The 25,518-nt window shown below is 61.4% G+C and carries 26 protein-coding genes; 10 read left to right on the top strand and 16 right to left on the bottom strand.

The features are described 5' to 3' along the window. The first annotated feature begins 109 nt into the window (after positions 1-109). Entirely contained in the window at positions 110-424 is a 315-nt protein-coding gene (locus M5B96_RS29680; protein WP_248800488.1) for an acyl carrier protein, read from the top strand. After that, positions 421-672, top strand: coding sequence for an acyl carrier protein (locus M5B96_RS29675; protein WP_248800487.1), 252 nt, complete (start codon positions 421-423; stop codon positions 670-672). The genes M5B96_RS29680 and M5B96_RS29675 overlap by 4 nt, the downstream gene beginning before the upstream one ends. Positions 673-817: 145 nt before the next feature. Here the strand turns inward: M5B96_RS29675 and M5B96_RS32575 are convergent, their stop codons facing one another. Both M5B96_RS32575 and ptrR read right to left on the bottom strand, forming a co-directional pair. Further along, positions 818-943, bottom strand: coding sequence for a PA1414 family protein (locus tag M5B96_RS32575; RefSeq protein WP_017903325.1), 126 nt, complete (start codon positions 941-943; stop codon positions 818-820). Between the two features lie 126 nt (positions 944-1,069). After that, positions 1,070-1,972, bottom strand: a complete 903-nt coding sequence (ptrR, locus tag M5B96_RS29670) for a putrescine utilization regulator PtrR (RefSeq protein WP_248800485.1) — start codon at positions 1,970-1,972, stop codon at positions 1,070-1,072. A 103-nt stretch (positions 1,973-2,075) separates the two neighbouring features. On the opposite strand from ptrR, the gene M5B96_RS29665 reads away from it, so the two are divergent. Beyond that, the gene (locus M5B96_RS29665; RefSeq protein WP_248800484.1) at positions 2,076-3,254 is read left to right on the top strand and encodes a YbfB/YjiJ family MFS transporter; all 1,179 of its coding nucleotides are present in this window, start codon (positions 2,076-2,078) and stop codon (positions 3,252-3,254) included. A 164-nt stretch (positions 3,255-3,418) separates the two neighbouring features. On the opposite strand, the gene M5B96_RS29660 is transcribed toward M5B96_RS29665, so the two are convergent. Continuing rightward, a complete protein-coding gene (locus M5B96_RS29660) occupies positions 3,419-4,255 on the bottom strand; it encodes a S1 RNA-binding domain-containing protein (protein WP_248800483.1) in 837 nt (278 codons plus the stop codon). A 347-nt stretch (positions 4,256-4,602) separates the two neighbouring features. On the opposite strand from M5B96_RS29660, the gene M5B96_RS29655 reads away from it, so the two are divergent. Both M5B96_RS29655 and M5B96_RS29650 read left to right on the top strand, forming a co-directional pair. Continuing rightward, positions 4,603-4,791, top strand: a complete 189-nt coding sequence (locus M5B96_RS29655; RefSeq protein ID WP_176987101.1) for a hypothetical protein — start codon at positions 4,603-4,605, stop codon at positions 4,789-4,791. Positions 4,792-5,006: 215 nt separating this feature from the next. Continuing rightward, complete coding sequence (locus M5B96_RS29650; protein WP_248800482.1) at positions 5,007-5,876, top strand: DUF6279 family lipoprotein; 870 nt, start codon at positions 5,007-5,009, stop codon at positions 5,874-5,876. A gap of 11 nt (positions 5,877-5,887) precedes the next feature. Here M5B96_RS29650 and M5B96_RS29645 read toward each other — a convergent pair whose 3' ends face one another. The 5 genes from M5B96_RS29645 to M5B96_RS29625 all read right to left on the bottom strand — a co-directional run bounded on the left by M5B96_RS29645 (position 5,888) and on the right by M5B96_RS29625 (position 11,915). Continuing rightward, positions 5,888-6,280 carry a transcriptional regulator gene (locus tag M5B96_RS29645; RefSeq protein WP_248800481.1) on the bottom strand — a complete coding sequence of 131 codons (393 nt, stop codon included), beginning with the start codon at positions 6,278-6,280 and terminating at the stop codon, positions 5,888-5,890. Positions 6,281-6,474: 194 nt separating this feature from the next. Continuing rightward, positions 6,475-7,839, bottom strand: a complete 1,365-nt coding sequence (locus tag M5B96_RS29640; RefSeq protein WP_248800480.1) for a hypothetical protein — start codon at positions 7,837-7,839, stop codon at positions 6,475-6,477. Beyond that, positions 7,839-9,086, bottom strand: coding sequence for a DUF6384 family protein (locus M5B96_RS32620; protein WP_248800479.1), 1,248 nt, complete (start codon positions 9,084-9,086; stop codon positions 7,839-7,841). The genes M5B96_RS29640 and M5B96_RS32620 overlap by 1 nt, the downstream gene beginning before the upstream one ends. Position 9,087: 1 nt before the next feature. Next, positions 9,088-10,215: a merozoite surface protein 3b gene (locus M5B96_RS29630; RefSeq protein WP_248800478.1), complete on the bottom strand. Its 1,128-nt coding sequence runs from the start codon at positions 10,213-10,215 to the stop codon at positions 9,088-9,090. A gap of 353 nt (positions 10,216-10,568) precedes the next feature. Next, positions 10,569-11,915, bottom strand: coding sequence for a DEAD/DEAH box helicase (locus M5B96_RS29625; RefSeq protein ID WP_191488568.1), 1,347 nt, complete (start codon positions 11,913-11,915; stop codon positions 10,569-10,571). A 193-nt stretch (positions 11,916-12,108) separates the two neighbouring features. Here M5B96_RS29625 and M5B96_RS29620 point away from each other — a divergent pair, with 193 nt between their 5' ends. Then, entirely contained in the window at positions 12,109-13,407 is a 1,299-nt protein-coding gene (locus M5B96_RS29620; RefSeq protein ID WP_248800477.1) for a mechanosensitive ion channel family protein, read from the top strand. Here the strand turns inward: M5B96_RS29620 and M5B96_RS29615 are convergent. From M5B96_RS29615 to M5B96_RS29605, 3 genes are all read right to left on the bottom strand, one after another. Then, positions 13,404-14,264 (bottom strand): carboxylate/amino acid/amine transporter, encoded by an 861-nt coding sequence (locus M5B96_RS29615; RefSeq protein ID WP_248800476.1) that lies wholly within the window; start codon positions 14,262-14,264, stop codon positions 13,404-13,406. The genes M5B96_RS29620 and M5B96_RS29615 overlap by 4 nt on opposite strands. 373 nt (positions 14,265-14,637) lie before the next feature. Then, positions 14,638-15,237, bottom strand: a complete 600-nt coding sequence (locus M5B96_RS29610) for an FMN-dependent NADH-azoreductase (protein ID WP_248800475.1) — start codon at positions 15,235-15,237, stop codon at positions 14,638-14,640. 148 nt (positions 15,238-15,385) lie between these two features. After that, on the bottom strand, positions 15,386-15,700 hold the full coding sequence (locus tag M5B96_RS29605; protein ID WP_248800474.1) for a 3-phosphoglycerate kinase: 315 nt from the start codon (positions 15,698-15,700) through the stop codon (positions 15,386-15,388). Positions 15,701-15,749: 49 nt separating this feature from the next. On the opposite strand from M5B96_RS29605, the gene M5B96_RS29600 reads away from it, so the two are divergent. The 4 genes from M5B96_RS29600 to M5B96_RS29585 all read left to right on the top strand — a co-directional run bounded on the left by M5B96_RS29600 (position 15,750) and on the right by M5B96_RS29585 (position 19,979). Next, on the top strand, positions 15,750-16,673 hold the full coding sequence (locus M5B96_RS29600) for a LysR family transcriptional regulator (protein ID WP_248800473.1): 924 nt from the start codon (positions 15,750-15,752) through the stop codon (positions 16,671-16,673). Between the two features lie 14 nt (positions 16,674-16,687). Further along, on the top strand, positions 16,688-17,491 hold the full coding sequence (locus tag M5B96_RS29595; protein WP_248800472.1) for an alpha/beta fold hydrolase: 804 nt from the start codon (positions 16,688-16,690) through the stop codon (positions 17,489-17,491). A 3-nt stretch (positions 17,492-17,494) separates the two neighbouring features. Beyond that, the gene (locus tag M5B96_RS29590) at positions 17,495-18,061 is read left to right on the top strand and encodes a peptidylprolyl isomerase (RefSeq protein WP_248800471.1); all 567 of its coding nucleotides are present in this window, start codon (positions 17,495-17,497) and stop codon (positions 18,059-18,061) included. A gap of 85 nt (positions 18,062-18,146) precedes the next feature. Next, positions 18,147-19,979, top strand: coding sequence for an ABC transporter ATP-binding protein (locus M5B96_RS29585; RefSeq protein ID WP_248800470.1), 1,833 nt, complete (start codon positions 18,147-18,149; stop codon positions 19,977-19,979). A gap of 37 nt (positions 19,980-20,016) precedes the next feature. Here the strand turns inward: M5B96_RS29585 and M5B96_RS29580 are convergent, their stop codons facing one another. The 5 genes from M5B96_RS29580 to M5B96_RS29560 all read right to left on the bottom strand — a co-directional run bounded on the left by M5B96_RS29580 (position 20,017) and on the right by M5B96_RS29560 (position 25,326). Continuing rightward, positions 20,017-21,141: a GNAT family N-acetyltransferase gene (locus M5B96_RS29580; RefSeq protein ID WP_248800469.1), complete on the bottom strand. Its 1,125-nt coding sequence runs from the start codon at positions 21,139-21,141 to the stop codon at positions 20,017-20,019. Between the two features lie 393 nt (positions 21,142-21,534). Next, entirely contained in the window at positions 21,535-22,908 is a 1,374-nt protein-coding gene (locus M5B96_RS29575) for an OprD family porin (protein ID WP_248800468.1), read from the bottom strand. Between the two features lie 244 nt (positions 22,909-23,152). Next, a complete protein-coding gene (locus tag M5B96_RS29570; protein WP_248800467.1) occupies positions 23,153-23,392 on the bottom strand; it encodes an anti-sigma factor family protein in 240 nt (79 codons plus the stop codon). Next, on the bottom strand, positions 23,386-23,997 hold the full coding sequence (locus tag M5B96_RS29565; RefSeq protein ID WP_248800466.1) for an RNA polymerase sigma factor: 612 nt from the start codon (positions 23,995-23,997) through the stop codon (positions 23,386-23,388). Before M5B96_RS29565 ends, M5B96_RS29570 begins: the two co-directional genes overlap by 7 nt. Before the next feature lie 207 nt (positions 23,998-24,204). Continuing rightward, positions 24,205-25,326 carry a beta-ketoacyl-ACP synthase III gene (locus M5B96_RS29560; protein WP_248800465.1) on the bottom strand — a complete coding sequence of 374 codons (1,122 nt, stop codon included), beginning with the start codon at positions 25,324-25,326 and terminating at the stop codon, positions 24,205-24,207. Positions 25,327-25,518 lie beyond the last annotated feature (192 nt).

Raw genomic sequence — 25,518 nt, 5'->3', positions numbered from 1 at the left:
TCTTGGTTAACAAGAAAGTACAAGGATCGCTAGCGTCATACCTGACAGCTATCACCCGGCCCCAGGAAAGGGTCAAACAATAAGAAAACTTTCCCCGAGGCGTTTGTTTATGAACAGGCTCGAGATTCATCAGCAAATCTGTCATCCCATCGAAGAGCGGTTGTCGTTGAAATGGCCGCAGAATCCCTCCCAGGCCGCTGACAACGCCTACTCCCTCGATCTCGTTGAGTTGTTCCAGCACCTTGAATGCCTGTTCAACGTGCGGCTGGATCTGGACCGCGCCCTGATAGGCATCACCACCCCGGGTGATCTCGGTCGGTTTATCCATGAGAAAACCCGGCCCGGCGAATCCGTCGGATTCAGCCTGCTCGGCGCTCTCCCGCCGCCCCAGTCGGCAAGGCCGCAGGGGAGACCGCAAGCATGAAAAGAACCACTATTCGCGAGAGCGTGCATGAATTCGTCAGCCTGCGGCTGGACGCCCCGCAAGCGTTCGCCGACGACCAGACCTTGCAGGCATTGGGATTGGACAAACAGGACATCGAAGACCTGATGTTCCGTCTTGAAGATGAGTTTGATCTGACGGCGTTTACCGAAGAGGAGGACCGCCTGCTCAAGGCAGCGGTCACAGTCAACGACTTGAGTCGTTTCCTGCAGAAAATCGCCCGGCACTGAGCGGCGCAAACACCACGGGACCGGGTTGCCCGCGCAGCCATGGGCGATCTGGAGGCCCTTTCACGGCGGTGCGGCGATCCGAGCAACGGTGCACCCACACCGACCGCGTTATCCAGTCAGAAGGCTGTATCCCGCCCGCAGGTACTCAGCGACGCGGCTGGCGACGACGGCGATCATCGTCGGTACGAATAGGCACCGGCTGCAGCGGCGGTTCGATCAGGCCAAGGGCAACACCGAGGTCATGGAGCCAGGTTTGCAGTTTGTCTTTCATATAGCCCCCTTCAGGGTAATGCGAGCGACGGAGTTCTGTAGCCGCTTCACACAGATCATAGCCCTAAGTCCTACGCAATGCTGTCCCTTGCACAACGATCTTTGATTTAAATCATGGCAAAACGCTTCAAGCCGACGCACGGAGCTGTTCGGCGTTACTCGACAGCGAGGGCAAGGCGCTCTTCTGCAGCTCGATCCAGGCCGCCAGATTGGCACCGACCATACCTTTGCGCCACATCAGCCAGGTGGTGGTGCTGGCAAAAGGCTCGACCAACCGATGCACCGACACGCTTTCACGCCCGGGCAGGCTGGCCAGCATCGACTCGGACATCATCGCCACACCGGAGCCGGCGGTGACACAGGCGAGCATCCCGGGATAGGACTCGATCTCGATGGCCCGGCCCATGGTCGCATGATAGTGGCCGAACCAGGCCTCCAGGCGCAGGCGGTAGGCACAGCCCCGGCGAAAGGTGAAGACCGGTTGCCCCTGTACCTCCAGGGCACTGCGCACGGGAGGATGGTCGGCCGGGCAGATCAGCACCAGGGTTTCATCGCAGAACGCAATGCCGTCGAGCCCGGCCAGTTGCAGTGGACCATCCACCAGGGCGGCATCCAGGCGCCCGGAGACCAGCCCTTCGAGCAATTCCCCGCTCGGCGCGGACTGTACCTGCAGGTTCACTTCGGGATAAGTGCGGTGGTAACGCGCCAGCATCGGCGGCAGGTAAATCGCCGCGGTGCTGTACATGGTGCCCAGCACGAAGTCTCCCGCCGGTTGCCCGCCGCGCGTGGCGGCCTGGGCCTCGTCATGCAGCGCGAACAGCCGGTTCGAGTAATCGAGCAGGACCTTGCCGGCCGGAGACAATTGCAAGCGCTGGCGCTCACGCAGGAACAGTTCGACGCCCAGCTGCTCCTCAAGCTGCTTGATTCGCGTGGACAGGTTCGACGGCACCCGGTGCAGGCGCTCGGCGGCGCGGGTGATGGAGCCCTCCTCGGCCACGGCCTGGAAGATCCGCAATTGGCTGAACTCCATGATCCTTTCCAAAAGTGAACAAGTTACTCACTATTATTCATTTTTAAAGAAAGTCAATCAATCCTAGCCTAACGGTCATAGTCCCCTGCCAGGAAATGCCCCTATGTCACCTCTGATTCGCCTGAGCGCCTGCTTCATCGCCCTGATGATGGCCATGGGCGTCGGCCGCTTCGCCCTGACCCCGCAACTGCCGCATCTGATCAGCGAAGGCCAGATCGACCTGACTGCCGGCGGCCTGATCGCCGCCGCCAATTACCTGGGTTACCTGCTGGGCGCGCTGGATGCCATGTTCGCCCGGCGCGCGCACCATGTTCGCCGGCGCCTGCTCGCCGGTCTGTGGTTATGCGTGTTGCTGACCCTGGCCTCGTACTGGGCCCACGGGTTCTGGTCGCACTGGCTGCTGCGCTTCGGCACCGGGGTGGCGAGTGCCTGGGTGGTGGTCATGATCACCAGCCTGAGCCAGCCGCTGGCCCACGCCGCCGGCCGTCCACGCCTGGGCGCCTGGGTGTTTGCCGGCCCCGGCCTGGGCATCATGCTCACCGGCCTGCTGGCGCTGGGCTCGAACCTGCTGGGGCAGAACTCGTCGACCCTGTGGCTGGTGTACGCCGGTGTCGGCCTGCTGATGTTGCTGCTGCTCCTGCCGTTCCTGCCGCTGCCGAGTGCCACGCCCGTGGCCGCCGCCACAGCCGCTCCGGTGGCCACGGACAGCGTTCAGCAGCCCATCGGTCACCTCGGCCTGATCTATGCTCTGTATGGCTTGGGCTACATCATTCCGGCGACCTTTCTCTCGCAGATGGCCAATGCCCGCTTCCACGGTCAATGGCAGGCCGATCTGTTCTGGCCCAGCTTCGGCCTGGTCGCGGCCCTTGGCGTGGTGCTGGTGAGCCTGCGTCGCGCCAAACCCGACAGCACCCGGCGCTGGTTGATGGCAACCCTCTGGCTACAGGCCGCCGGGGTCTTCGCCTGCCTGTTGTCGAGCGGCCTGGGGCTGGTGCTGGGGGTGCTTCTCTGCGGCACGCCGTTCCTGGCCTGCATGCAACTGGTCATGCAGCGTTCGCGGGAACTGGCGCCTCACGCCACCCACCGCAATGCCGGGCTGCTGACCGCCTGCTTCGCCATCGGGCAACTCTGCGGGCCGCTGCTCGCGGCCTTGAGCAGCCACTTCAGCGGTGGCCTGCAGGCGGCCTTGATCGTGGCGGGCAGTGGCCTGGTGCTGGCGGGGATGGTGTTGTTGCGGCCAGGAATGGCCTCGGCACCGAGGGCGGCCCAGCTGCAACGCTGATCGTCGCAGGGCCGCAACTCCGGGTTGCGGCAGACAGGACAACGGCGCTGTCCATCGCCGGCAAGCCGGCGCCCACAGGGCCGGGCTTGGCCTTATCTCACATTGAAACGCGATATTGTGGGAGCCGGCTCGCCGGCGATAGCGTCAGCCGAGACAACCAAGACTCAGCTCAACTCGATGCGATCGGCATGAATCACAATCTGCCCTTGCTTGTAGAGCGCACCGATCGCCTTCTTGAAGTTGCCCTTGCTGACCCCGAACAAACCACTGATCACGCTCGGATCACTCTTGTCGCTGACCGCCAGCACACCGTTGTTTTCACGCAACTTGGCGAGGATCTTGCTGTTCAGGCTGCCGGAGGCCTCCTCGCCCACGGGTTGCAGGCTCAGGCTGATCTTGCCGTCGGCGCGAATCTCCTTGATAAAGCCTTTTTCCTCTTTGCCGGCGCGCAGGAACTTGAACACTTCGTTCTTGTGAATCAAGCCCCAATGCTTGTTGTTGATGATCGCCTTGAAGCCCATGTCGGTCGCTTCGGCCACCAGCAGGTCGACTTCCTGGCCGAGGGTGTAGCTCGCCGGGGTCTTGTCCAGGTAGCGATCCAGGCGGGCCGTGGCGGTGATGCGGCGGGTATGCTTGTCGAGGTAGACATGCACCACGCAATAATCGCCGGCGCTCAACTGGCGCTTCTCTTCGGAATACGGCAACAACAGATCCTTGGGCAATCCCCAGTCGAGGAAAACACCAATACTGTTAACTTCCTTGACTTTGAGACTGGCGAATTCACCCACCTGAACTTTGGGTTTTTCCGTGGTGGCAATCAACTTGTCAGCACTGTCCAGATAAATGAAAACATTCAGCCAGTCTTCATCTTCACTGGGAATATCCTTGGGGATATAACGGTTGGGCAGAAGAATCTCGCCGTCCGCGCCACCGTCCAGATACAATCCGAAATTAGTGTGTTTAACCACTTGCAAGCTGTTATAACGCCCGACTAAAGCCATTTCCAATACCCTCATTGCGTGGCTGGCATTCTACCCGAGTTTCAGCGCGCTGTTTCACAGCGCTTGCCAGGCGCTGGAAAGCCCTCTGCAAGGCTTGATTTTCAAGGACTTGCCGAGAAAAGCATGGCCGTTCGTCAGGCCATCGGCCGTGCCCGCGGGTGAAATCCGCCCCTTGCACGGCAAGTATCGCGGCCTGGTTGCGAGTCAAAACAGTAGCTTAGCCAATAATAACAAGCCGCCCACGAAACCTTTGCGAATACCCCACTCCCTTTGCGCCGGATATTTATCAAGCAATTGTCAAGCCTTTCAGGTAGAATGATCGATCCAGTTAATATCTACACAGGTTAATGGCCGCCATGCGCGTAAAAGCATCCAACAGCAAAGCAAAGCCCGCTCCAGCCGTTGAAACCAGCGATTCGATCAACGAGCAAATTGCAGCTTTCCTGAAATCCGGCGGCGAGATCCAGCAAATTGCCAAAGGCGTCAGCGGCCAGACTTTCGGCCCCTCGAAACAAATCACCCTCGGCAAGAAGTAATTCCCCCGCGCAACACCCAAGCCACTCTGCGCTTTGAACCCCAAGGCGCAGGGCTGAAGCGAAACCCCTCCCCGCCGTAGCCAATGCACCGATCCATCCGCGCGCGCCACCGTGGCGCCGGCATCCGCCTGTCGTCATCGCTGGTAACCATTACGCGGTTGAACCACTGCCCGCATAAGCGTTCCATGGAGAAATGTCCTCAGCAGGATTCATCCATGTCGCACCGGCTGACCACTCTCTTCTGGCTGCTGCTCCTGAGCCTGGCACTCGGCGCCTGCTCGCGGGTAGGCCTGGCGTACCGCAACCTCGATGTGATCATCCCCTGGACCCTCGGCGACTACGTGGACATGAACCGCGGACAGAAGGACTGGTTCCGCGAACGTCTCAAGGAGCACCTGCACTGGCATTGCACCACGCAATTACCGGACTACCTGGACTGGCTCGGTCGTGTCCGGCAGATGGTCGAAACCCGCCAGGTCACCGATGCCAGCGTACAGGCGCGCACCGCCGAGGCGCGCCATGCCATTGCCCAGGTGGTGCGCGTCGTCACGCCCTCGGCGGTCGAGCTGCTGCGGGGCCTGAGCGATCGGCAAGTGGCCGAGATGAGCCAGGCCTTTGCCAAGGATCAGCGTGAGCATCGGGCCAAATACCTGGTGCCCCCCCTCGACGAACAGATCCGTGATCGCGCCGAGCGCATGAGCAAACGTCTCAAGGGCTGGCTGGGGCCATTGAGCCTGGGCCAGCAACAACGCATCACGGCCTGGTCCACCAGCCTCGGGGAACAGAACCGCCTATGGGTGGCCAACCGAATGAACTGGCAGACGCAATTGAGTGAAGCCGTCGAACAGCGCCAGCGCGCGGACTTCCCGCAACGGATCGAACAGTTGCTGCAAGACCAGGACAGTCTGTGGACCGCCGAATACCGTCAGGCTCACGAGCGCACGGAGCAGGCCACCCGTAGCCTGTTGGTGGCGCTGATCGCCGAGAGCAGCGCCGACCAGCAGGCACGACTGCTCAAGAAGATTGACGACATGCGCCGGGACTTCGCAGAGCTCAAGTGCCTGAAAACGGCCCAGGCCAATTAACGCCCGGGTAATCAGGCAATTTGCGCCCTGGCGGCCAACTGATCGAAGGTGCCGGGATCCAGCGCATCGGCCTGCTCGTCGAGTACCTGCAAAGGGTGATCATTGCCGGGAATGCTGCTGTCGAGCAGGCTCAACAGGCTGGAGCCGCGTGGCGTGAGGATAAAGTTCTCGCCATTGCCGCCCTCCTCCTCGGGCCGACTCTCGATATAGCCGTACCTGAACAGCAGCCGCTCGTAGTCGGCCGCTTGCGCCTTCAGGTCATCGAGATTGCCCGTCGCCTGGCCCAGCGCGGCCTGGGCCGTGGCGTGTTCCTCGGCGTAGGCCCGTGGGGCGAAGCTGTGGCCGGCACTGTTCTGCACTTCATGGAGCAGACGTTCGATCAGTTCCCAGTTGTAAGTCGTCATCCTGATTAACCCTTCACATGCGAGAGTGAGAAGCCCTGCATAAGGATAGAGTAGTGCCGGCCATGGCGGTTCAGCCGGATCGCGCACACGGATGACCATTGGGCGAAAATCGCCCGATGCCTTGTCGATAGCCGGGGCGAAACGACACGGGGCAGCCTGCGCTGCCCCGTCCTTGTTCCGCCAGACCTCGCGATCTAGAGGCTGTCGCTGGTGGAGAAACCGCCGCCACTCCCGGAGCTGGACGAATCCGACGAGCTAGCGGAACTGGAGCCGCCCGAAGAACCGCTCCCGAAGAAGCCGCCCGAGCTACTGCTCGAGCTGCGGCCGCGACTGCTGCTCGGACGGGCACTGCGACTCGGGCTGGGGGCTACCCTGATGAACTCGCGGTTGTTATCCACTTCACTCACCACCTGGGAGAGCGACAGCGCCCCCTGCATGAACCCGACGAGCACCCCATCAAGATCCACGTTCCGATAGTCGTAGCTGGAACTGATGAGTCCTCCTGACTGCAACGCACGCTCCAGTTGCCTGGCCAGCTCATAGTTGGCCTCGGTGTCCCGGCACTGCTGCTCCAGCGACGGCACGCGCAACCGCAATACCTCCAGCTCGGCGCGCAAATCACGCACCCTGCGCACCAGTTCGTCATCCTGCGAACCCTGGGTCTGTCCGGCCAGGTGCTCCAGGCGCAGGTCAGTCATCCCGGCCAGTTGTTGGGATAACAGCTCGGATGCCTTGACGAAATCTTCGTCGCGCTTGTTGACGTAGGGCACCAGGCGCTGATGAATCGCATTGGCTTGCGCCTTACCCGCTTCCAGCGCCTGCTGTGCTTGCCGCTGACGCTCTTGCAACAGCGGTATATCGCTGGCGGACAGGGCACTTTGATGCAATCGTGCGCGCTCTACCTCCCGGGCGGCCCGATTCGCCTGATGTTCCTTGCCAACCGCTTCATTAGCCCGCTGCATGGCCAGCAACGTGCGTTCGGCGGCACTGTTCTGGGTGAAATTGCACAGTCGCGCAATCCAACGGTCCAGCCCACGCCAGGGCACTTTGTCAGCATAACCGTCGGTACCGAATCCACGATCGCGCAGGTAGACATACAGCGGATCGGCCTGGAATGCCCGGAGCTTGAGCCGACACTCGTCCCGCAGCTCCTTGTAGGAGCGCTCATCGGCCTCGCCAAGCAAACTGGCCTGCTGCAGGTCCAGAAGGTCTTGCTCGACTTGTTGATCGAGGCCCCTGGTCAGGTTCTCCAGCTCTGCGGCCAAGCTTGCAAGCACCTGCAACTGCCCGGCAATCCCCTCTTCCACCTGCGCCAGATCCTGGCGCTGCGCGGTCTCGGCCTGTCCGCGCTGGTCGAGCAGGCGCTGGACCTCGGCGGAAAGCGGCGCAGCGCCGGACAACTGGTAGTTGGCAATATGCGCAAAGGCGTTGCCGAGCCCCAACTGCAAGCGCAACTCCTGATCGTGCGCGGCGGACAACTCGAGCTGCAGTTGGCGCAGCCGGGCCTCATGGTTCCGGGAGTTGTCACGTAGGGAAGCTTCTATACGGCTCGCGTTCATCACCACTCCAGGATGTAATCAGGTTTGGTCTTGACCGGTCCTTTGCCGAACGCAAAGGACAGCGAGTTGGCCGCCTTTTTCCCTATCAGGCGATCATCGACCAGGCCATCCGCCAGCTTGTCGTTCTTGGCCGCCTGATAGGTGGCCTGATTGACCCGCACGCCAAACATCGAGGCATACCGCCGCTCCCCGGTCTCGACACTGGTAATCGGCAATGGGACCACATTGCCCGAGGCGTCGAGCGCTTCGGCCAACAGGTACCAGGACTTGCCCCCAGTCGGATCAAAATTGCGTTCAACCATCGATTTCTCGCCGGCACGGCTGACCACTTCCAGGGTCAGGGGCGCCGCCGCCACCGCCCGCAGTTGTTCGACCTCCTGCAAACCCTGCTCGGCCGCCGTTGCATTCATATCCTTGACGGCCTGCTCGGCCTTGGCAAACAAAGGCTGGAACTGCTCGGCATCCGCCTTGCTCAAGCCCATCTTGCGCACCTTGTCCCGGCTATCCTGCAGTTGCGTGAACCAGGGCCTGATCGTAGTCGCTTGCGCGCTCAGCGCATCCAGCTGCGTCGCCAGCGCGTTCAAGCCGATACTGTCCTTCTTCAGACTGTCAGTGGCCGAGTTGATCAGCTTGGAGTCCTCTGTACGGCTCTGTTCGGTGACCTGCAACGGCAACCTGACCTGCTCTACCGTACGCGCCTTCTCCAGCAGCGGCCCGGCCTCTTCGAGTAAGCGCCGTGTCGTCGGCATATTCGCTACAAGCGCGTCGGTGTACAGGGCAGAAACGCGTTTTTCCAGTTGCTCCCGCTGCGCGACATGACCCGCCAGCAGTTCCCGGGCCCCATCCACTTGGGCCTGCGCGCCGGCCACCATCGATCGAGCAAAAAAACCCGAGACCGACGGCGCAACCAGCACCAGCCATAGACCCACCCCCAGGATCCCCACCGTCGGCATCAGCCAGCGACGGCGCGTGATATAGGCCCGCGCCAGCAGCCTGGCCAATCGGCCGATCCGCACCGGAGCCTGGTAGGTCAGGCGGTTGGCAAAGAAGTTGCGGACGCCCTCCTCGACCAGGGCATCTTCCACCTCGATGCCCTTGGCCCGGTAAAACTCACGGATCTGCTCGGCCACCCGCAAGCGATGCTTGGGAAGGTCCAGCTGTTTCTGCAATTCGGCCTGGCTGAAACGCAGCTCGTCGATCAGCGCCATGGCCCCCATCTGCTCGCTGAGGGAGACAAGGTTGCTCACTTCAGATCCCCTTTTGCAGGAGCGCGCTGAAACGACGCTTGCTGTCCTCGGTGATCGACTCGATTTCCGCCGCCGCCGCCGAGGACTCCTTGCGCAGCTCCTGGATCAGGCTCAGGCTGCTGGCCTGGAAGTCCACCACGGCCTCGGCCAGGGCCTTGACCGAACCGGCCTTCAGGGTCGAGCCGTAACCGGCCTTGAGCGCCGCATTCAACTGCTCGCCGCCGACTTTGGCCTGGATCTCGAGGCTGGAGTTGATCCCCTCGTTCATCGCGTTCAGGGTGTTGGTCACCTCGGCCAGCCCGCCGGACGAAGTAAAGCCCGCCGCCAGGCCCGTCAGGACGATCTCGTTGGTGGCGAAAAAGCTCACGGCACGCTGGTACAACCGCTCTTTAACGCTGTGGTACTGGCTCAGGCGCGCGAACACCAGCTCGGCGGCGTTGTAGGCAGTCTTCAACTGATCGGCGATATCGGTAATGATCTGGTAGCGCTTGTCCTCGTCCTGCAGCTCGCGCAAGGCGACATCCCGTGCCAACTCGAGCCTGGCCCGCTCACTCGCTTCCAGCTCGGCGCCCTCCAGGGCCGCACCGGCCGCGGTCAGGCCCTGGCGGCCGCTGTCCATCTTCGCCTGGGCGATTTTCTGCACCTCGCAGGCATCCACCTCGGCCGCCTTCATCGCCAGGCGATAATCCTGATAAGCCTCGAGAATCAGGGTTTCCAGCTGGATCTGCTCATTCGCCGACTTCGCCACATCCAGGTAGTTCTTGCGAATGCTCTCGAAGCGATCCGGGATCGAGCCGCGGCGCATATTCATCCAGCCCAGCCGGACGCGTTCGGAGAACTGCAGCTTGCCGTCGGCCATCCACTCCATCATCTGCCGGGCATCGGCCTGGATCGAATCGAAGCTGGTGGCGATATCGGCGTAACGGGTGCTGACATCCATGCTCTGCAACTTGTCGCGGACCACGGCGTTGAATACCGTGGACTGTTGCAGCGTAGCGGCGATGGCGGTGACGCGGGTGGTGTCATACACCGAGACCTTGTCCAACAGCGCCAGCACCGGGGCATTCTGATCGGGGAAGGTGATACCGATGGAGCGCAAGGCAGACATGGAGCGTTCGAGGTAGTTCATGAGCATATTTCCCTATGTGAAGCCTTCCAGGGCTCCATCATCCTGCCGACGTGAGCGCGAAATAATAACAGAGCGCCGTTGTTCAAGTTCCAATCCGACTGCCGTTTTTTAGCAAAGTGCCACTACCCTCCCTGCTGTTTGAAGAAAACAGCGCAAGTGCTGCTTGCGTGACAAAAGCACCGGTGTGGGAGCGGTGCTTGCCCGCGAAGGGAGCACCCCGTTTTTTCAAGTACACCGCGTTATCGTTCTTCGCGGGCAAGCTCCGCTCCCACAGATATCGCGCCCACAAAAACGCCAATGCCCCGACAAGTCGGGGCATTGGTGGGAGAGCAAGCGCTTGAGCCGATAGCCGGTTATTCGGCAGCCGGGGCTTGCGGCTTGCGGCGCTTGAGCGGCGCCATGCCGTCCTTGCTGACCAACGACAGGGCATCGGTCTTCGGTCGGTTGGCGATCTTGCGCTTGGTCGGTGCCTTGGCGGCCGACTTCTTCTTGTCGCCCTTGGCGTCGGTCTTTTTCTTCTTCACGCCGACAGCCTTGCCCGAAGCCTTGACCTTCTTCGGTCCGCCGTAGGTGCCTTTGACTTCCTTGATGGTGCGGCGCTCGAAGCTCTGCTTGAGGTAGCGCTCGATGCTCGACATCAGGTTCCAGTCGCCGTGGCAGATCAGCGAGATCGCCAGGCCGTCGTTACCGGCACGCCCGGTCCGACCGATACGGTGCACGTATTCGTCGCCGCTGCGCGGCATATCGAAGTTGATCACCATGTCCAGGCCGTCCACGTCCAGACCGCGAGCGGCGACGTCGGTGGCCACGAGGATCTTCACCCCGCCCTGCTTCAGGCGGTCGATGGCCAGCTTGCGGTCCTTCTGGTCCTTCTCGCCGTGCAGGACGAAAGCCTTGTATTCCTGGGCGACCAGGCGACCGTAGATACGGTCGGCCATGGCCCGGGTGTTGGTGAAGACAATGGCTTTCTGGTAGGTCTCGTTGGCCAGCAACCAGTTGAGGATCTGCTCTTTATGCTGGTTGTGGTCGGCGGTGATGATCTGCTGGCGCGTGGTGTCGTTCAGCTGGCTGACCGCATTGAGCTGCAGGTGCTCGGGGTTGTTCAGGACCTTGGCGATCATCTCGCGCAGGCCGGAACCGCCGGTGGTGGCGGAGAACAGCATGGTCTGCTGGCGGTTGGTGCATTCGTCCACCAGGCGCTGGACGTCTTCGGCAAAGCCCATGTCGAGCATGCGGTCGGCTTCGTCGAGCACCAGCACTTCGACTTCTTTCAAGTCCAGGTTGCCGGCGTTCAGTTGCTCGATCATCCGCCCCGGGGTGCCGATCAGGATATCCGGCACCTTGCGCAGCATGGCGGCCTGGACCTTGAAGTCTTCACCGCCGGTGATCAGGCCGGACTTGATAAAGGTGAACTGGGAGAAACGCTCGACTTCCTTGAGGGTCTGCTGGGCCAGCTCGCGGGTCGGCAGCAGGATCAGGGTCTTGATGCTCACGCGAACCTTGGCCGGGCCGATCAGGCGATTGAGGATCGGCAGGACGAACGCGGCGGTCTTGCCGCTGCCGGTCTGCGCCGTCACCCGCAGGTCACGCCCCTGCAACGCCAATGGAATGGCCGCCGCCTGCACTGGCGTAGGCTCGACAAATTTAAGCTCGGCCACGGCTTTGAGCAGGCGTTCGTGCAGGGCGAATTCGGAAAACACGGGTGCTACCTCGAAGAAATACAAAATATCAGCGGCATAGGGTAACGGTTTCGAGCGCCGAGGCCGAGTTTCTTTGTGAAAAGCGCGACAAAGAGTGCTGTTTTTGTGAGCGGATTTGTCTGCAACGGTCATCTTTGAAGTGTTAAATGCTCTAATCCCCCGGTCATTTCCTTCAGAAGATTCGTCGTCCCCCATGGATATCAAACAGCTCTGGCTGCGCACCCAGGACTTTTTCAGCGCACTCGATCAACATCCCCTGCTGCAAACCGGGCTCGGCCTGGCATTGTTGCTGATCGTGGCGCTGGTGCTCGGCCGGGTGGCGCGTTATGTGATCCTGCATACCGCGCGATTGCTCGGGCGCCAGCCCGCGCTGCACTGGGTCAACGACCTGCTGCAGAACAAGGTGTTCCATCGCCTGGCGCAAACCACGCCCTCGCTGGTGATCCAGTTCGGCCTGCACCTGGTGCCGGAACTGAGCAAGAACGGCCTGATCTTCTTCGGCAATGTCGCGCTGGCCTTTACCTTCCTGTTCCAGGTGCTGGCCATGAGCGCCCTGCTCAACGCCCTGCTGGATATCTACGCACGCACCGAACACGCGCGCACGCGCTCGATCAAGGGCTATGTGCAGTTGGCGAAGATGGTGCTGTACGTGTTCGGCGCCATCGTCATCGTCGCCACCCTGATCGACCGTTCGCCGCTGTTGCTGCTCTCGGGCCTGGGTGCCATGTCGGCGGTGATCCTGTTGGTCTACAAGGACACCCTGCTGTCCTTCGTCGCCAGCGTGCAACTGACCAGCAATGACATGCTGCGGGTCGGCGACTGGATCGAGATGCCCCAGGTCGGCGCCGACGGCGATGTGGTGGACATCACCCTGCACACGGTCAAGGTGCAGAACTTCGACAAGACCATCGTCTCGATCCCGACCTGGCGGCTGATGTCAGAGTCGTTCCGCAACTGGCGCGGCATGCAGCAATCCGGTGGCCGGCGGATCAAGCGCAGCCTGTTCATCGACGCCGGTGCCGTGCGTTTCCTGCACGATGACGAAGAACAGCGGCTGAGCCGGGTGCGCCTGCTCACCGACTACATCGGTCGCAAGCAGGCCGAACTCAAGGCCTGGAACGAGGCCCAGGGCAATGTCGCGGCGATGGCGGCGAACCGTCGGCGCATGACCAACCTGGGGACCTTTCGCGCCTACGCCCTGGCGTATCTGAAGAGTCATCCGGAAGTACAGCCGGACATGACCTGCATGGTCCGCCAGATGCAGACCACGGCCCAGGGCGTGCCGCTGGAGATCTACTGTTTCACCTCCACCACCGCCTGGGCCGACTACGAACGTATCCAGGGGGATATTTTCGATTACCTGCTGGCGGTGCTGCCAGAGTTCGGCCTGAGCCTGTACCAGCAGCCCAGCGGCAACGACCTGCGGGCCGGGATGTTGCCGGCGCTATTGGGTGCCAGCCATATTCCCGAGCCGCGGGAGCACGCGCTCTAGACCCTGAGCGGCCGCGCGCCCAGGCGACTGACCCACACCGCCGCGAGAATCACCAGGCCACCGAAGAACAAGCGCCCCAAGGGTTCCTGCTGGTTCCAGATCAACAGGTTGATCAGCAGCCCCACCGGCACATGCAGGTTGTTCATCACCGCCAGTGTGGCGCCATTGACCAGGCACGCGCCCTTGTTCCACCAGTACATCCCCAGCGCCGTGCTGACCAGCCCGAGAAACAGCAGCACGACCCATTGCAACGGCCCCTCGGGCAGGTAGTTGGCCTTGCCGAACAACAGGAACGCCGGCAACGCCACCGCCAACGCGCCCAGGTAGAAATAGCCGAAACGCCGGTAATGCGGCAGGTCGCTGGGGTGACGCGCCACCAGGTGCTTGTAGAGCACTTGCCCGGCGGCATAGGTAAAGTTGGCCAGTTGCAGCAGCAGGAAGCCCATGAAGAAATCCGGATTGATCCGGTCGTAGCGGATCACCGCCGCGCCGGCCACCGCCACCAGGGCCGCGAGCAAGGCCCAAGGGTTGAAGCGCCGGTTCAGGGCATCTTCGATCAGGGTCACGTGCACGGGCGTGATAATGGTGAACAGCAGCACCTCCGGCACCGTCAGGACCCGGAAGCTCAGGTACAGGCAGACATAGGTGACGCCGAACTGCAAGGCACCGATCAGCAGCATGCCGCGCACGAACGCCGGTTCCACCTGGCGCCAGCGGGTCAACGGAATGAACACCAGCCCGGCCAGCAGCACCCGCACCAGCACGGCGAAGTAACTGTCGACATGGCCGGCCAGGTATTCACCGATCAGGCTGAAGGAAAACGCCTGGAGCAGCGTGACAAAAAGTAGATAACCCATGAGTACCTCGTACATGTGGCGAGCGGGCTTGCCCGCGCTCGACTGCGAAGCAGTCGTAAAACCTATGATCCCGATCTACCTGGCACACCGGGGCCAACGTTTTTTGGGGGCGCATCCCCCAGCGCGGGCAAGCCCGCTCACCACAAAAAAGTAATACCGCTCGCCGAATGGCCGCGACCTTAGCGACTTTCTGCCGCACAAGGAATCCAGGGCAAAAAAAAACCCGATCGGGCTGGGCGGCCGGATCGGGTTGCATGCACTCAGGGAGCAACCAGTGCAAAGGGAGGTTCTGCGCGTACAACTTGAAGGAGCCACTTGAAAAACTTTTGCTGGCGACACTAGAACAATCGGCGATTAGCTGAACATTAAGCCTTCAAGCCACCTGGGCAATCCGCGCCTTGGCCTGGTTCAGGCCTTTTTCCTGGAAGTCGCCGCCCATGTTCAGGCCTTCGGCGTGAATGAAGGTGACGTCGTGGATGCCGATAAACGCCAGCACCTGGCGCAGGTAGGGTTCCTGATGATCGTTGGTGCCACCGGCATACAACCCACCGCGCGCGGTCAGGACATAGGCTCGCTTGCCAACCAGCAGACCTTGCGGGCCGGTGTCGGTGTATTTGAAGGTCAGGCCGGCCCGCAGCACATGGTCGAGCCAGGCCTTGAGGGTGCTCGGGATCGCGAAGTTGTACATCGGCGCGGCCAGCACCAGCACGTCCGCCGCCAGCAGTTCGTCGGTCAGCTGGTTGGAGCGCTCCAGCGCCGCCTTCTCAACGGCCGTGCGCTGCTCGGCGGGCTTCATCCAGCCGCCCAGCAGATGGCTGTCCAGATGCGGCACCGGGTCGCTCGCCAGGTCACGGACAGTGATCGGATCGCCTGGATGGGCGGCTTGCCATTGACCGATGAATTGCTCGGTCAACTGACGGGAAACCGAGTCTTGCTGGCGGGCGCTGCTTTCGATGATCAGTACGCGGGACATGGGATGTAGGCTCCATCGCTGAGGGCTGTAAGTCGATGGCGTGGAGATTAAACAGCGATTAACCGATAAAAAAGCCGAAAAAATGACTGCAACCTATCTATAAATTTGTTGATAGGCGGAGCATGCTTGGCAGAATGCTCCTCGGGCTTCATTTCGCCGTACAGGTCAGTTCCAGGCGCAGGCGGATAATGCTGCGGGTGAATTTGACGCTGGCGTTCTTGCTCTGCCCGGCCGCCAGCTCGAGCTTGCGGGTCCGCGGGGCCTCGGGCCCATTGCGGAACACCACGCTGCACAGCGCGTCGGTTTTCCCGTAGTTGTTCACCTGGATGGAGCCGATATCCGTATCGGTATCGAAGGTCGTGTAGTCGATACCGAGGCCGTTGAGTTGTTTTTCGACTTCGATGGGATAAGCCCATGCCGTCAAGGGCAGCATGGCCAGTAACACACAACAGATTTTTCTCATTCGGCAGTCTCCAATAAGGACCGCCAGCTTAGGACAAGAGGAGCCCAACTTGAAAGCGCCCCGCGTGACCCTTGATCAATGGCGAACGCTGCAGGCCGTGGTCGATCACGGTGGCTTCGCCCAGGCCGCCGAAGCCCTGCATCGCTCGCAGTCGTCTGTCAGCTACACCGTGGCCCGCATGCAGGATCAGCTCGGCGTGCCGCTGCTACGCATCGACGGGCGCAAGGCCGTGCTCACCGAAGCCGGCGGCGTGTTGCTGCGGCGGTCGCGGCAACTGGTGAAACAGGCCAGCCAGCTGGAAGACCTGGCCCACCATATGGAACAGGGCTGGGAAGCCGAAGTACGCCTGGTGGTGGACGCCGCCTACCCCAATGCCCGCCTGGTCCGCGCGTTGACCGCGTTCATGCCGCAGAGCCGCGGCTGCCGCGTGCGCCTGCGCGAAGAAGTGCTGTCGGGGGTGGAGGAGGTCCTGCTCGAAGGTGTCGCCGACCTGGCCATCAGCAGCTTCAATATCCCCGGCTACCTGGGCACCGAGATGAGCGCGGTGGAATTCGTCGCCGTCGCCCATCCGGAACACGCCCTCCATCGCCTGCAACGCACCTTGACCTTCCAGGACCTGGAAAGCCAGTTGCAGGTGGTGATCCGTGACTCCGGGCGCCAGCAACCACGCGATGTCGGCTGGCTCGGCGCCGAGCAGCGCTGGACCGTCGGCAGCCTGGCCACCGCCGCCACTTTTATCGGCAACGGCCTGGGCTTTGCCTGGTTGCCGCGACACATGATCGAACGGGAAATCCGGGAAGGTCTGCTCAAGGTGCTACCGTTGGATCAGGGCGGCAGCCGCCACCCGACGTTCTATCTGTACTCGAACAAGGACAAACCCCTGGGGCCGGCCACGCAGATTCTCGTCGAACTGCTGCGCACCTTCGACACCGCGCCGCTGGACGCCCCCTTCGCCGCTCCCCGGCAAGCCTGACAGGATGTTGACCCATGGCCTACTTCGAACATGAAGGTTGTACGCTGCATTATGAGGAGTACGGCCAGGGCACGCCGGTGCTGCTGATCCATGGTCTCGGCTCCAGCACCGAGGACTGGGAAATGCAGGTGCCGGCACTGGCCACGCGGCACCGGGTGATCGTCATGGACATGCGTGGCCATGGACGCTCCGACAAGCCCCGGCAGCGCTACAGCATCGCCGGGTTCAGCGCGGATGTAATGGCCCTGATCGAACACCTGAAGCTGGACCATCCGCACTTGGTCGGCCTGTCCATGGGCGGGATGATCAGTTTCCAGCTGGCGGTGGATCAGCCGCACATGTTCAGGAGCTTGTGCGTGGTTAACAGCGCGCCCGAGGTCAAGGTCCGCAAGCCCGGCGACTACCTGCAGTGGGCCAGGCGCTGGAGCCTGGCCCGGCTGCTGGGCCCGAAGCGCATCGGCAAGGCCTTGAGCGTGATGCTGTTTCCCAAGCCCGAGCAGGCGCAATTGCGGCGCAAGATGACCGAGCGCTGGGCAAGAAACGACAAACGTGCTTATCTCGCCAGCTTCGATGCCATCGTCGGTTGGGGGGTCCAGGAACGACTGTCACGGATTACCTGTCCAATCCTGATCGTCAGTGCAGACCATGACTACACACCGGTCGCGCTGAAGGAAAGCTATGTCAAACTGATGCCCGATGCGCGTCTGGTGGTGATCGCCGATTCACGCCACGCCACGCCACTGGATCAACCCCAGGTCTTCAACCAAACCCTGCTTGAGTTTCTAACCGCAGTCGAAACCACCACCCAGGATCACTGAACCATGCTGAAAAAAATCGCCCTGTTCACCGGCTCCGTGCTGTTCGCCGCCAACCTGATGGCCGCCACCGATACCGCCAAGGCGCCCCATGTAGAACTGGTGACCACCAACGGCACCATTGAAATCGAGCTGGACCCGGTGCACGCGCCGATCAGCACCAAGAACTTCCTCGCCTACGTGGACAGTGGCTTCTACAACAACACGATCTTCCACCGGGTGATTCCGGGTTTCATGGTCCAGGGCGGCGGTTTCACCGCACAGATGGCGCAGAAGCCGACCCAGGCGCCGATCAAGAACGAAGCCAGCAACGGCCTGCACAACGTGCGCGGCAGCTTGTCGATGGCGCGGACCTCGGATCCGAACTCGGCCACCAGCCAATTCTTCATCAACGTGAAGGACAATGACTTCCTCGACCCGGGCCGCGATGCCGGTTATGCGGTATTCGCCAAGGTGGTCAAGGGCATGGATGTGGTCGATATCATCGTCAACTCGCCGACCACCACCAAGCAAGGCATGTCGGACGTGCCGTCGGACCCGGTGTATATCAAGTCGGCCAAGCGGATCGACTAATGGCAGGCGCAAGCTGCAGGCCGGGTGCCTGTGGCTTGCGCCGCTTCATCTTCAAGGAGAGCCCGCCTGACGGGCGTCAGAACCCATGCTCTATCGTCGTTTTGAACAACTGATCGATATTTTTCGCGACGCCCCCACTGCCGCTCCGCCGAACACCGTCCTGCCCTTCTACCTGTATTACCTGCGCCAGGTCTGGCCGAGCTTCGCCGCGCTGTTGATCGTCGGTTTGTTCGCCGCGCTGATCGAAGTGGCGCTGTTCAGCTACCTGAGCCGGATCATCGACCTGGCCCAGGGTACGCCCAATACCGAATTCTTCCAGGTGCATGGCCGCGAGCTGCTGTGGATGGCCGTGGTTGCCCTGGTGCTGCGGCCGATCTTTTTCGGTCTGCACGACCTGCTGGTGCACCAGACCATCAGCCCGGGCATGACCAGCATGATTCGCTGGCAAAACCACAGCTATGTACTCAGGCAAAGCCTGAATTTCTTCCAGAACGACTTCGCCGGGCGCATTGCCCAGCGCATCATGCAGACCGGCAACTCGCTGCGCGACTCGGCGGTCCAGGCCGTCGATGCGCTCTGGCATGTGCTGATCTACGTCATCAGCTCCCTGGTGCTGTTCGTCGAGGCGGACTGGCGCCTGATGATCCCGCTGCTGGTGTGGATCGCCGGCTACATCGGCGCGCTGTACTACTTCGTGCCGCGGGTGAAGGCACGCTCGGTGATTTCCTCCGAGGCCCGCTCGAAACTCATGGGCCGGATCGTCGACGGCTATACCAATATCACCACCCTGAAGCTGTTTGCCCACACCCGTTTCGAGCAGCAATATGCCCGTGAAGCACTGGTGGAGCAGACCGAGAAAACCCAGTTGGCCTCACGGGTGGTGACCAGCATGGACGTGACCATCACCAGCCTCAACGGCTTGCTGATCGTCACCACCACGGGACTGGCGCTGTGGCTCTGGACCCAGTCGCTGATCTCGGTCGGCGCCATCGCCCTGGCCACCGGCCTGGTGATCCGCATCGTCAACATGTCCGGCTGGATCATGTGGGTGGTCAACGGCATTTTCGAAAACATCGGCATGGTCCAGGACGGCCTGCAGACCATCGCCCAACCGGTCAGCGTCACCGACCGCGAGCAGGCTCCACGCCTGCGGGTCAGCCAGGGCGAAGTGCGCTTCGAGCATGTGGACTTCCACTACGGCAAACGCAGCGGGGTGATCAGCGACCTCAACCTGACGATTCGTCCGGGGGAGAAAATCGGCCTGATCGGCCCTTCCGGCGCCGGCAAGTCGACCCTGGTCAACCTGCTGCTGCGGCTCTATGACTTGCAAGGCGGACGGATCCTGGTCGATGGCCAGAACATCGCCGAGGTGGCCCAGGAAAGCCTGCGCGAACATATCGGCATGATCACCCAGGACACCTCGCTGCTGCACCGCTCGATCCGCGACAACCTGTTGTACGGCAAGCCCGATGCCAGCGATGAAGAACTCTGGGAAGCAGCACGCAAGGCCCGGGCCGACGAATTCATCCCACTACTGTCGGACGCCCAGGGGCGTACTGGCCTTGATGCCCATGTCGGTGAGCGCGGGGTGAAATTGTCCGGCGGCCAGCGCCAGCGTATCGCCATTGCTCGGGTGCTGCTCAAGAACGCGCCGATCCTGATCATGGACGAAGCGACCTCGGCCCTGGATTCGGAAGTGGAGGCGGCGATCCAGGAGAGCCTGGAGACACTGATGGAAGGCAAGACCGTAATCGCCATTGCCCACCGCCTGTCGACCATTGCCCGCATGGACCGCCTGGTGGTCCTGGAAAATGGCCGGATCGCCGAAACCGGCAACCATGCCGAGCTACTGGCCCATGGCGGCCTGTATGCACGCCTCTGGCAACATCAGACCGGCGGGTTCGTCGGCATCGATTGAATGCCACCAGCGCCCCCGGAAGGGGGCGGTCGAGCACTCAGGCTTGCCGGTAAGGCAGCGCCGCCTTCGCCTCTTCGGCATAGGCGAGGATCCCCACCCGCTCCTGCGCGAGGAAATCCTTCACTGCCGCGCGCAGCCCCGGATGACGCAGGTAGTGCCAGGAATGGGTGATCACCGGTTCAAAACCGCGAATCAGCTTGTGCTCGCCCTGGGCTCCGGCATCGAAACGTTGCAGGCCCCGGGCGATGGCGTAGTCCATGCCCTGGTAGAAACAGGTTTCGAAATGCAGCCGGTCGAACTCCGCCAGGCAGCCCCAGTAACGACCGTAGAAACTGTCGCCGCCGATCAGGCTGAACGCCATGGCCACCGGCCGGCCGCCCTGCTTGGCCAGGACCACGCGGATCGACCCGGGCATGCGCTCGGCCAGCAGACTGAAGAACTCCCGGGTCAGGTAGGGCGCCTGACGGCGCACGGCGTAGGTATTGGCATAACAGGCGTAGACGAAATCCCACTGCGCCTCGCTCAACTCACGGCCTTCCAGCCATTGGAAATCGAAGCCTTGCCCGGCGACCTGCTCGCGCTCCTTGCGCATCTGCTTGCGCTTGCGCGAACTCAGGGTATCGAGGAAGTCCTGGAAATCCCGGTAGCCGCGGTTCTGCCAGTGAAACTGGCAACCGTAACGCAGCAACCAGCCGGGCTGCTCGCCAAGGGCGGCATCGGCCAGGGCATCGGTGAAGTTGATATGGGCGCTGGAGAGCTCTTCGATCTCCAGGTAGCCCGGCAAGGCGGCCAGCAGTTCAAAACCGTCCTCGGCCCTGGCCGCCAGCAATCGCGCGCCGCTGACCGGGCTGAATGGCACGGCGGTCAGGAGCTTGGGGTAATACGCGATGCCCGCGCGCTCACAGGCCTCGGCCCAACCGTGGTCGAACACATACTCGCCATAGGAATGCCATTTGCGATAACTCGGCAAGGCCGCCAGCAGCCGACCATTTTCCACATGCAGCAGATGCTCCGGCTGCCACCCCGAGTGCGGTCCGAGACTGCCGCTGTCTTCCAGGGCACTCAGGAAGCCATGGCTGAGGAATGGCTGGCCGTCGGGCACCAGCGCATCCCATTGCTCGGCAGCGACCTCGGAGAGGCTTTGCAGACGTTGTAACGGCATCGATATCCCCAGGCAGGTGCAACACGCAGAGCGAGTATCGCGCAAGTGAGGCAGGAAGGGCGACAGGTAGAACGGAAAACCGATATCGGCCGCGGAGGCTGTCGGGAAAGGAATATTAAAATCTATTTCATTGGACTTGAAAGTCGCCTGGGAACACCATTCCAGAAGGTTCCAGGACAGCGGCCGGGCTGTATTGCCGGGGCCTGGAGCCATACCAGTCAGTCAAGGTCGAGCACGGTTTCCGTAGGAGCTGGCGTTTTCAACAGGTGCAGTTTCTTATCCTGGCTATCGTTGAAAAATCGGAGGACGCAGAACCGCTGGGCGTGTCCAAAAGCCAGACAAAAAAACGCCCCGCGCGACTTTACGTCGAGCGGGGCGCCAAAAGAGCGGAGCTTACAACAGTGGAATCGTGTAGCTGACGATCAGACGGTTTTCGTCCTGGTCGGTGGAAGCAACGGCGGTGCTGGTACGCCACATGGCGTTTTTCCAGGCGAAGCCGAGGTTCTTGAAGGTACCTTCAGGAATCACGTAGGCCAGGCTGATATCGCGTTCCCATTCGCTCTGGCTGCCAGAGACGTTCTGAATATTAATATTGTCGCCGCGCAGGTAGATGATGCCGGCGGTCAGGCCAGGTACGCCGACCTTGGCGAAGTCATAGGCGTAGCGAGCTTGCCAGGTACGCTCGCCGGCACGGGCGAACTTCTGGATCTGCATGTCAGTGATGGTGCTGTTCGACGAGCCGTCACCCTGGTTCAACCATGGGAAGTCGCTGTCGCCCTTGGTGTACTGGTAACCAGCACCGAAGGTATGACCGGCAACCGAGTACAGCGCCAGGTAGCTGTACAGATCATTGTCGACTTTACCCTTGGCAGGAGTCGCAGTGTTCGGGTAGTAGCCGGAGGTGTAGTAGGCCGAGTTATTACCGTTGGCACCGTTGTCGCGGCTACGGTAGTAGCGCAGGTCGCTTTTCAGCACGCCAGGACCGATGGACCAGTTGTGCACCAGGCCGAGGAAGTTCTGCGAGTAGAAATCCTTCAGCTCGCCGTAGTAGTAGGAAGCGACCAGATCCTTGGTGATCTTGTAGTCGGCGCCGCCGTACAGGAACTTGTTGCTGAACTTGCCCTTGCTGAAATCGGAAGAGCTGTTGGCGCCAGCGATCGACAAATCTTCGTCGTTGCTGGAGTTACGCGCCTTGGACTTCTCGACCTGACCGAGAGTCAGGGTCAGGTCCTTGATTTCGTTCGAAGTGATCTGGCCACCGGTGAAGGTTTGTGGCAGCAGACGACCGTCGTTGTACTTGATCACCGGGTTGTTCGGCAACAGGGTACCGACTTTCAGCTCGGTCTGCGAAACGCGGACTTTGCCGGTCAGGCCAACGCTACCGAAGTCATTGACGGACTTGGCATTGTTGCCGCCGGTGGCCTCGCTTGGGAAAACGGTACTGCTGTAGTTGGTTTTGGTTGCGCCGTTGGAACCGCCACCGGTGTCCAGGCGAATACCTTCCAGAGCAATCACATCAAGACCGAAACCCACGGTACCCTGGGTGTAACCGGAGTTGATCCGCAGATCGAAGCCTTGACCCCATTCCGAGGCCAGGCTCTGAGCGGGTTTATTGCTACGGTTATCAGTGTTGATGTAGAAGTTACGCAGACCCAGGGTCGACGTTGCACCTTCGATAAAACCTTTCGCGTCAGCTTGCCCGTCGGCATACGCCTGTTGGGACAAAACCCCTACGGCCACTGCCAGGGCCAAGGTGCACTTGTTCATTGTTTCGCTCCTCTTGGATTCAAACTCTTCGGGTCTTTCGTGGCGTCCGTTGCCATCACGCGGGTGCGCAGCCATTGCCGGGGCTTGACCTGCTTTGTTGGGAGGGAATCTTGGCGTGGGGTTATTTCAGCGCAGTTGCCAGGAGATTAAGGTTTTGTGACAGTGGAACTTTTTCCGACCGGCACGACCTCGCGCAAAGCCCCGGTCTACAGGGCTTCGGCAAAAAAATAGTGGCTTTTTGGTATTATGACTTTCCAGCATCCCGACGCTGTGCGGCCAGCTGTGCGGACAAGGCTTCGAGATTTTCGACCGGCGGTTCGGGCATCTGCTTCAGGGTGGCCTGCATCAAGCGCATCTGGCGGATAAAGCGCCGGCAATTGGGGCAGAACATCAAGTGATGGCGCACCATCAGGCGCTCACGAAAGCTCAGTTGACCATCGAGATAGTCGCTGGAGCGCGCCACTTGTTCCTTGCAGGTCAGCATTCGCCGGTCTCCTCAAAATGCTCCACGGTCGCGAAAACTTTCAAGCGTGCCCGGTGCAGCAGCACCCTGACATTGGAGAGCGAGATCCCCAGAAGATTACAGATATCCTCCAACTCCAGCCCCTGGCGTTCACGCAACAACAAGACACTGCTCTGCAACTCGGACAAGCTCAACAGCGTATGTTCCAGGCACTGGCGCAGCTCATCCTCGCTGAGCAGGGCCTCGGGGGTGTCCTCGTGCCAGGCGTGAGGCGCCAGGGCCCAGTGGCCATCCGCGGCGAAGCGTTCGTCGCCGATGGTGCCGTGGGGCGACGGCAGGTCATCCAGCAGCACTTCGCGACGGTTCTGCTTGTAGCGATTTTTCGCCGCATTGGCGGTGATGGTCAACAACCAGGTCTTGAGACTGGAGCGTCCCTGGAAGCCCGCCAGGTTACGCACCACCGCCAGCCAGGCATCCTGGACCGCTTCATCGGCCTGGCGGCTGCCGACAATGGCATAGGCAACTGCCCGCATCGCACTCTGGTAGGTACTGACCAACTCCTTGTAGGCCCGTTGTTCGCCTGCCAGCAAACGCTCAAGCAGTTGAGTATCGTCCATCGCCGCCATTCACAACCTCGTTTTCAAGATCGACGTCAACTCAGTCATGCAGCAACGCACTCCTGCAGGAGCAGAGCCTGCCGGGGCGCCGGACCGTCGCGAAGGGGCCATTGAAACCGCTAAAAGCTTCGCGGGCAAGCACCGCTCCCACAGTTAGGCGGCGTTCTCAATATTCCACGTCCAATTGGCCGGCATGGGCAAGCCCAGATCCTGCAATCAGCGCTTGCGCAGGATCACGCTACCGATCGAATAACCGGCACCGAACGAACTGAGCACCGCCAGCGAACCCGCCGCCAGATCGTCCTGGTTCTTGTGCAAGGCAATTACCGAACCGGCCGAGCTGGTGTTGGCGTAGGTATCGAGAATCACCGGCGCTTCTTCCTCCGTGGCCTCGCGTCCCAGCAGTTTCTTGACGATCAGGTGGTTCATGCTGAGATTGGCCTGGTGCAGCCAGAAGCGTTTCACATCAGCGATGTTCAGCTGGTTTTCCTGCAGGTGCGCGGCGATAAGCTCCGCCACCATCGGGCAGACGTCGCGGAACACCTTGCGGCCTTCCTGGACAAACAGCTTGTCCGGGGCGCCGATGCCCTCTTCCGCCGCGCGGTTGAGGAAACCGAAGTTGTTGCGGATGTTATTGGAGAACTTGGTCAGCAGCTTGGTGCCGACAATGTCGAATTGATAGGCCGAAGTCGCCAGCTCAGCCCGTTCCAGGATCACCGCCGTCGCCGCATCACCGAAAATGAAATGGCTGTCGCGGTCGCGGAAATTCAAGTGACCGGTGCAGACTTCCGGGTTGACCATCAGGATCGCCCGGGCCTGGCCCAGTTGAATGCTGTTGCTGGCGGCCTGGATGCCGAAGGTCGCCGAGGAACAGGCGACGTTCATGTCGAAGCCGAAACCCTGGATACCCAGGGCTTCCTGGACCTCGATGGCCACCGCCGGATAGGCCCGTTGCAGGTTCGAGCAGGCAACGATGACGCCGTCGATATCGGCGGCGGTCTTGCCCGCGCGTTGCAGGGCCTGTTCGGCGGCCCCGATGGCCATCTGGCAGAGGATCGACCACTCGTCGTTGGAGCGCTCGGGCAGGCGCGGGCGCATGCGCTGCGGATCAAGAATGCCGTCCTTGTCCATGACGAAACGGCTCTTGATACCGGACGCCTTCTCGATGAATGCGGCGCTCGATTCGGTCAGTGCCTGAACTTCACCGCGCTCGATGGCCGCGGCGTTTTCGAGGTTGAACTGCTGCACATAGCTGTTGAAAGACTGCACCAGCTCCTCGTTGGAAATGCTGTTGGCCGGGGTGTACAGGCCGGTGCCGCTGATGACGACGTTATGCACGCTCGTTCCTCTATTCTGTTCAGGCAGAAGTCATTGGCACATTCGTACCAACACATAAAAGGGCCAATCCCGTCAAAACGGCAAAGGGCCTGGAGTCGTTTTCTTCCGACCCGGTCGGGCAAGCAGCGCTCGAACCATGGAATCGGCATTTATAGCCGCCAAGTGTGCCATAAACATTGGGATTTGGCCCTA

The organism is Pseudomonas sp. MWU13-2105, assembly GCF_023242315.1.
GTDB lineage: Bacteria > Pseudomonadota > Gammaproteobacteria > Pseudomonadales > Pseudomonadaceae > Aquipseudomonas.
This window is presented reverse-complemented; position numbering and strand designations above follow the sequence as displayed.

Excerpts from the sequence above, each read along its gene's own strand:
- M5B96_RS32575 (WP_017903325.1), bottom strand. The coding sequence starts at position 943 with ATGAAAGACAAACTGCAAACCTGGCTCCATGACCTCGGTGTTGCCCTT.
- M5B96_RS29620 (WP_248800477.1), top strand. The coding sequence starts at position 12,109 with ATGGATATCAAACAGCTCTGGCTGCGCACCCAGGACTTTTTCAGCGCA.
- M5B96_RS29650 (WP_248800482.1), top strand. The coding sequence starts at position 5,007 with ATGTCGCACCGGCTGACCACTCTCTTCTGGCTGCTGCTCCTGAGCCTG.
- M5B96_RS29580 (WP_248800469.1), bottom strand. The coding sequence starts at position 21,141 with ATGCCGTTACAACGTCTGCAAAGCCTCTCCGAGGTCGCTGCCGAGCAA.
- M5B96_RS29615 (WP_248800476.1), bottom strand. The coding sequence starts at position 14,264 with ATGGGTTATCTACTTTTTGTCACGCTGCTCCAGGCGTTTTCCTTCAGC.
- M5B96_RS29605 (WP_248800474.1), bottom strand. The coding sequence starts at position 15,700 with ATGAGAAAAATCTGTTGTGTGTTACTGGCCATGCTGCCCTTGACGGCA.
- M5B96_RS29575 (WP_248800468.1), bottom strand. The coding sequence starts at position 22,908 with ATGAACAAGTGCACCTTGGCCCTGGCAGTGGCCGTAGGGGTTTTGTCC.
- M5B96_RS29665 (WP_248800484.1), top strand. The coding sequence starts at position 2,076 with ATGTCACCTCTGATTCGCCTGAGCGCCTGCTTCATCGCCCTGATGATG.
- M5B96_RS29675 (WP_248800487.1), top strand. The coding sequence starts at position 421 with ATGAAAAGAACCACTATTCGCGAGAGCGTGCATGAATTCGTCAGCCTG.
- M5B96_RS29660 (WP_248800483.1), bottom strand. The coding sequence starts at position 4,255 with ATGGCTTTAGTCGGGCGTTATAACAGCTTGCAAGTGGTTAAACACACT.
- M5B96_RS29655 (WP_176987101.1), top strand. The coding sequence starts at position 4,603 with ATGGCCGCCATGCGCGTAAAAGCATCCAACAGCAAAGCAAAGCCCGCT.
- M5B96_RS29565 (WP_248800466.1), bottom strand. The coding sequence starts at position 23,997 with ATGGCGGCGATGGACGATACTCAACTGCTTGAGCGTTTGCTGGCAGGC.
- M5B96_RS29610 (WP_248800475.1), bottom strand. The coding sequence starts at position 15,237 with ATGTCCCGCGTACTGATCATCGAAAGCAGCGCCCGCCAGCAAGACTCG.
- ptrR (WP_248800485.1), bottom strand. The coding sequence starts at position 1,972 with ATGGAGTTCAGCCAATTGCGGATCTTCCAGGCCGTGGCCGAGGAGGGC.
- M5B96_RS29640 (WP_248800480.1), bottom strand. The coding sequence starts at position 7,839 with ATGAACGCGAGCCGTATAGAAGCTTCCCTACGTGACAACTCCCGGAAC.
- M5B96_RS29590 (WP_248800471.1), top strand. The coding sequence starts at position 17,495 with ATGCTGAAAAAAATCGCCCTGTTCACCGGCTCCGTGCTGTTCGCCGCC.
- M5B96_RS29595 (WP_248800472.1), top strand. The coding sequence starts at position 16,688 with ATGGCCTACTTCGAACATGAAGGTTGTACGCTGCATTATGAGGAGTAC.
- M5B96_RS29630 (WP_248800478.1), bottom strand. The coding sequence starts at position 10,215 with ATGAACTACCTCGAACGCTCCATGTCTGCCTTGCGCTCCATCGGTATC.
- M5B96_RS29570 (WP_248800467.1), bottom strand. The coding sequence starts at position 23,392 with ATGCTGACCTGCAAGGAACAAGTGGCGCGCTCCAGCGACTATCTCGAT.
- M5B96_RS29645 (WP_248800481.1), bottom strand. The coding sequence starts at position 6,280 with ATGACGACTTACAACTGGGAACTGATCGAACGTCTGCTCCATGAAGTG.
- M5B96_RS29585 (WP_248800470.1), top strand. The coding sequence starts at position 18,147 with ATGCTCTATCGTCGTTTTGAACAACTGATCGATATTTTTCGCGACGCC.
- M5B96_RS29680 (WP_248800488.1), top strand. The coding sequence starts at position 110 with ATGAACAGGCTCGAGATTCATCAGCAAATCTGTCATCCCATCGAAGAG.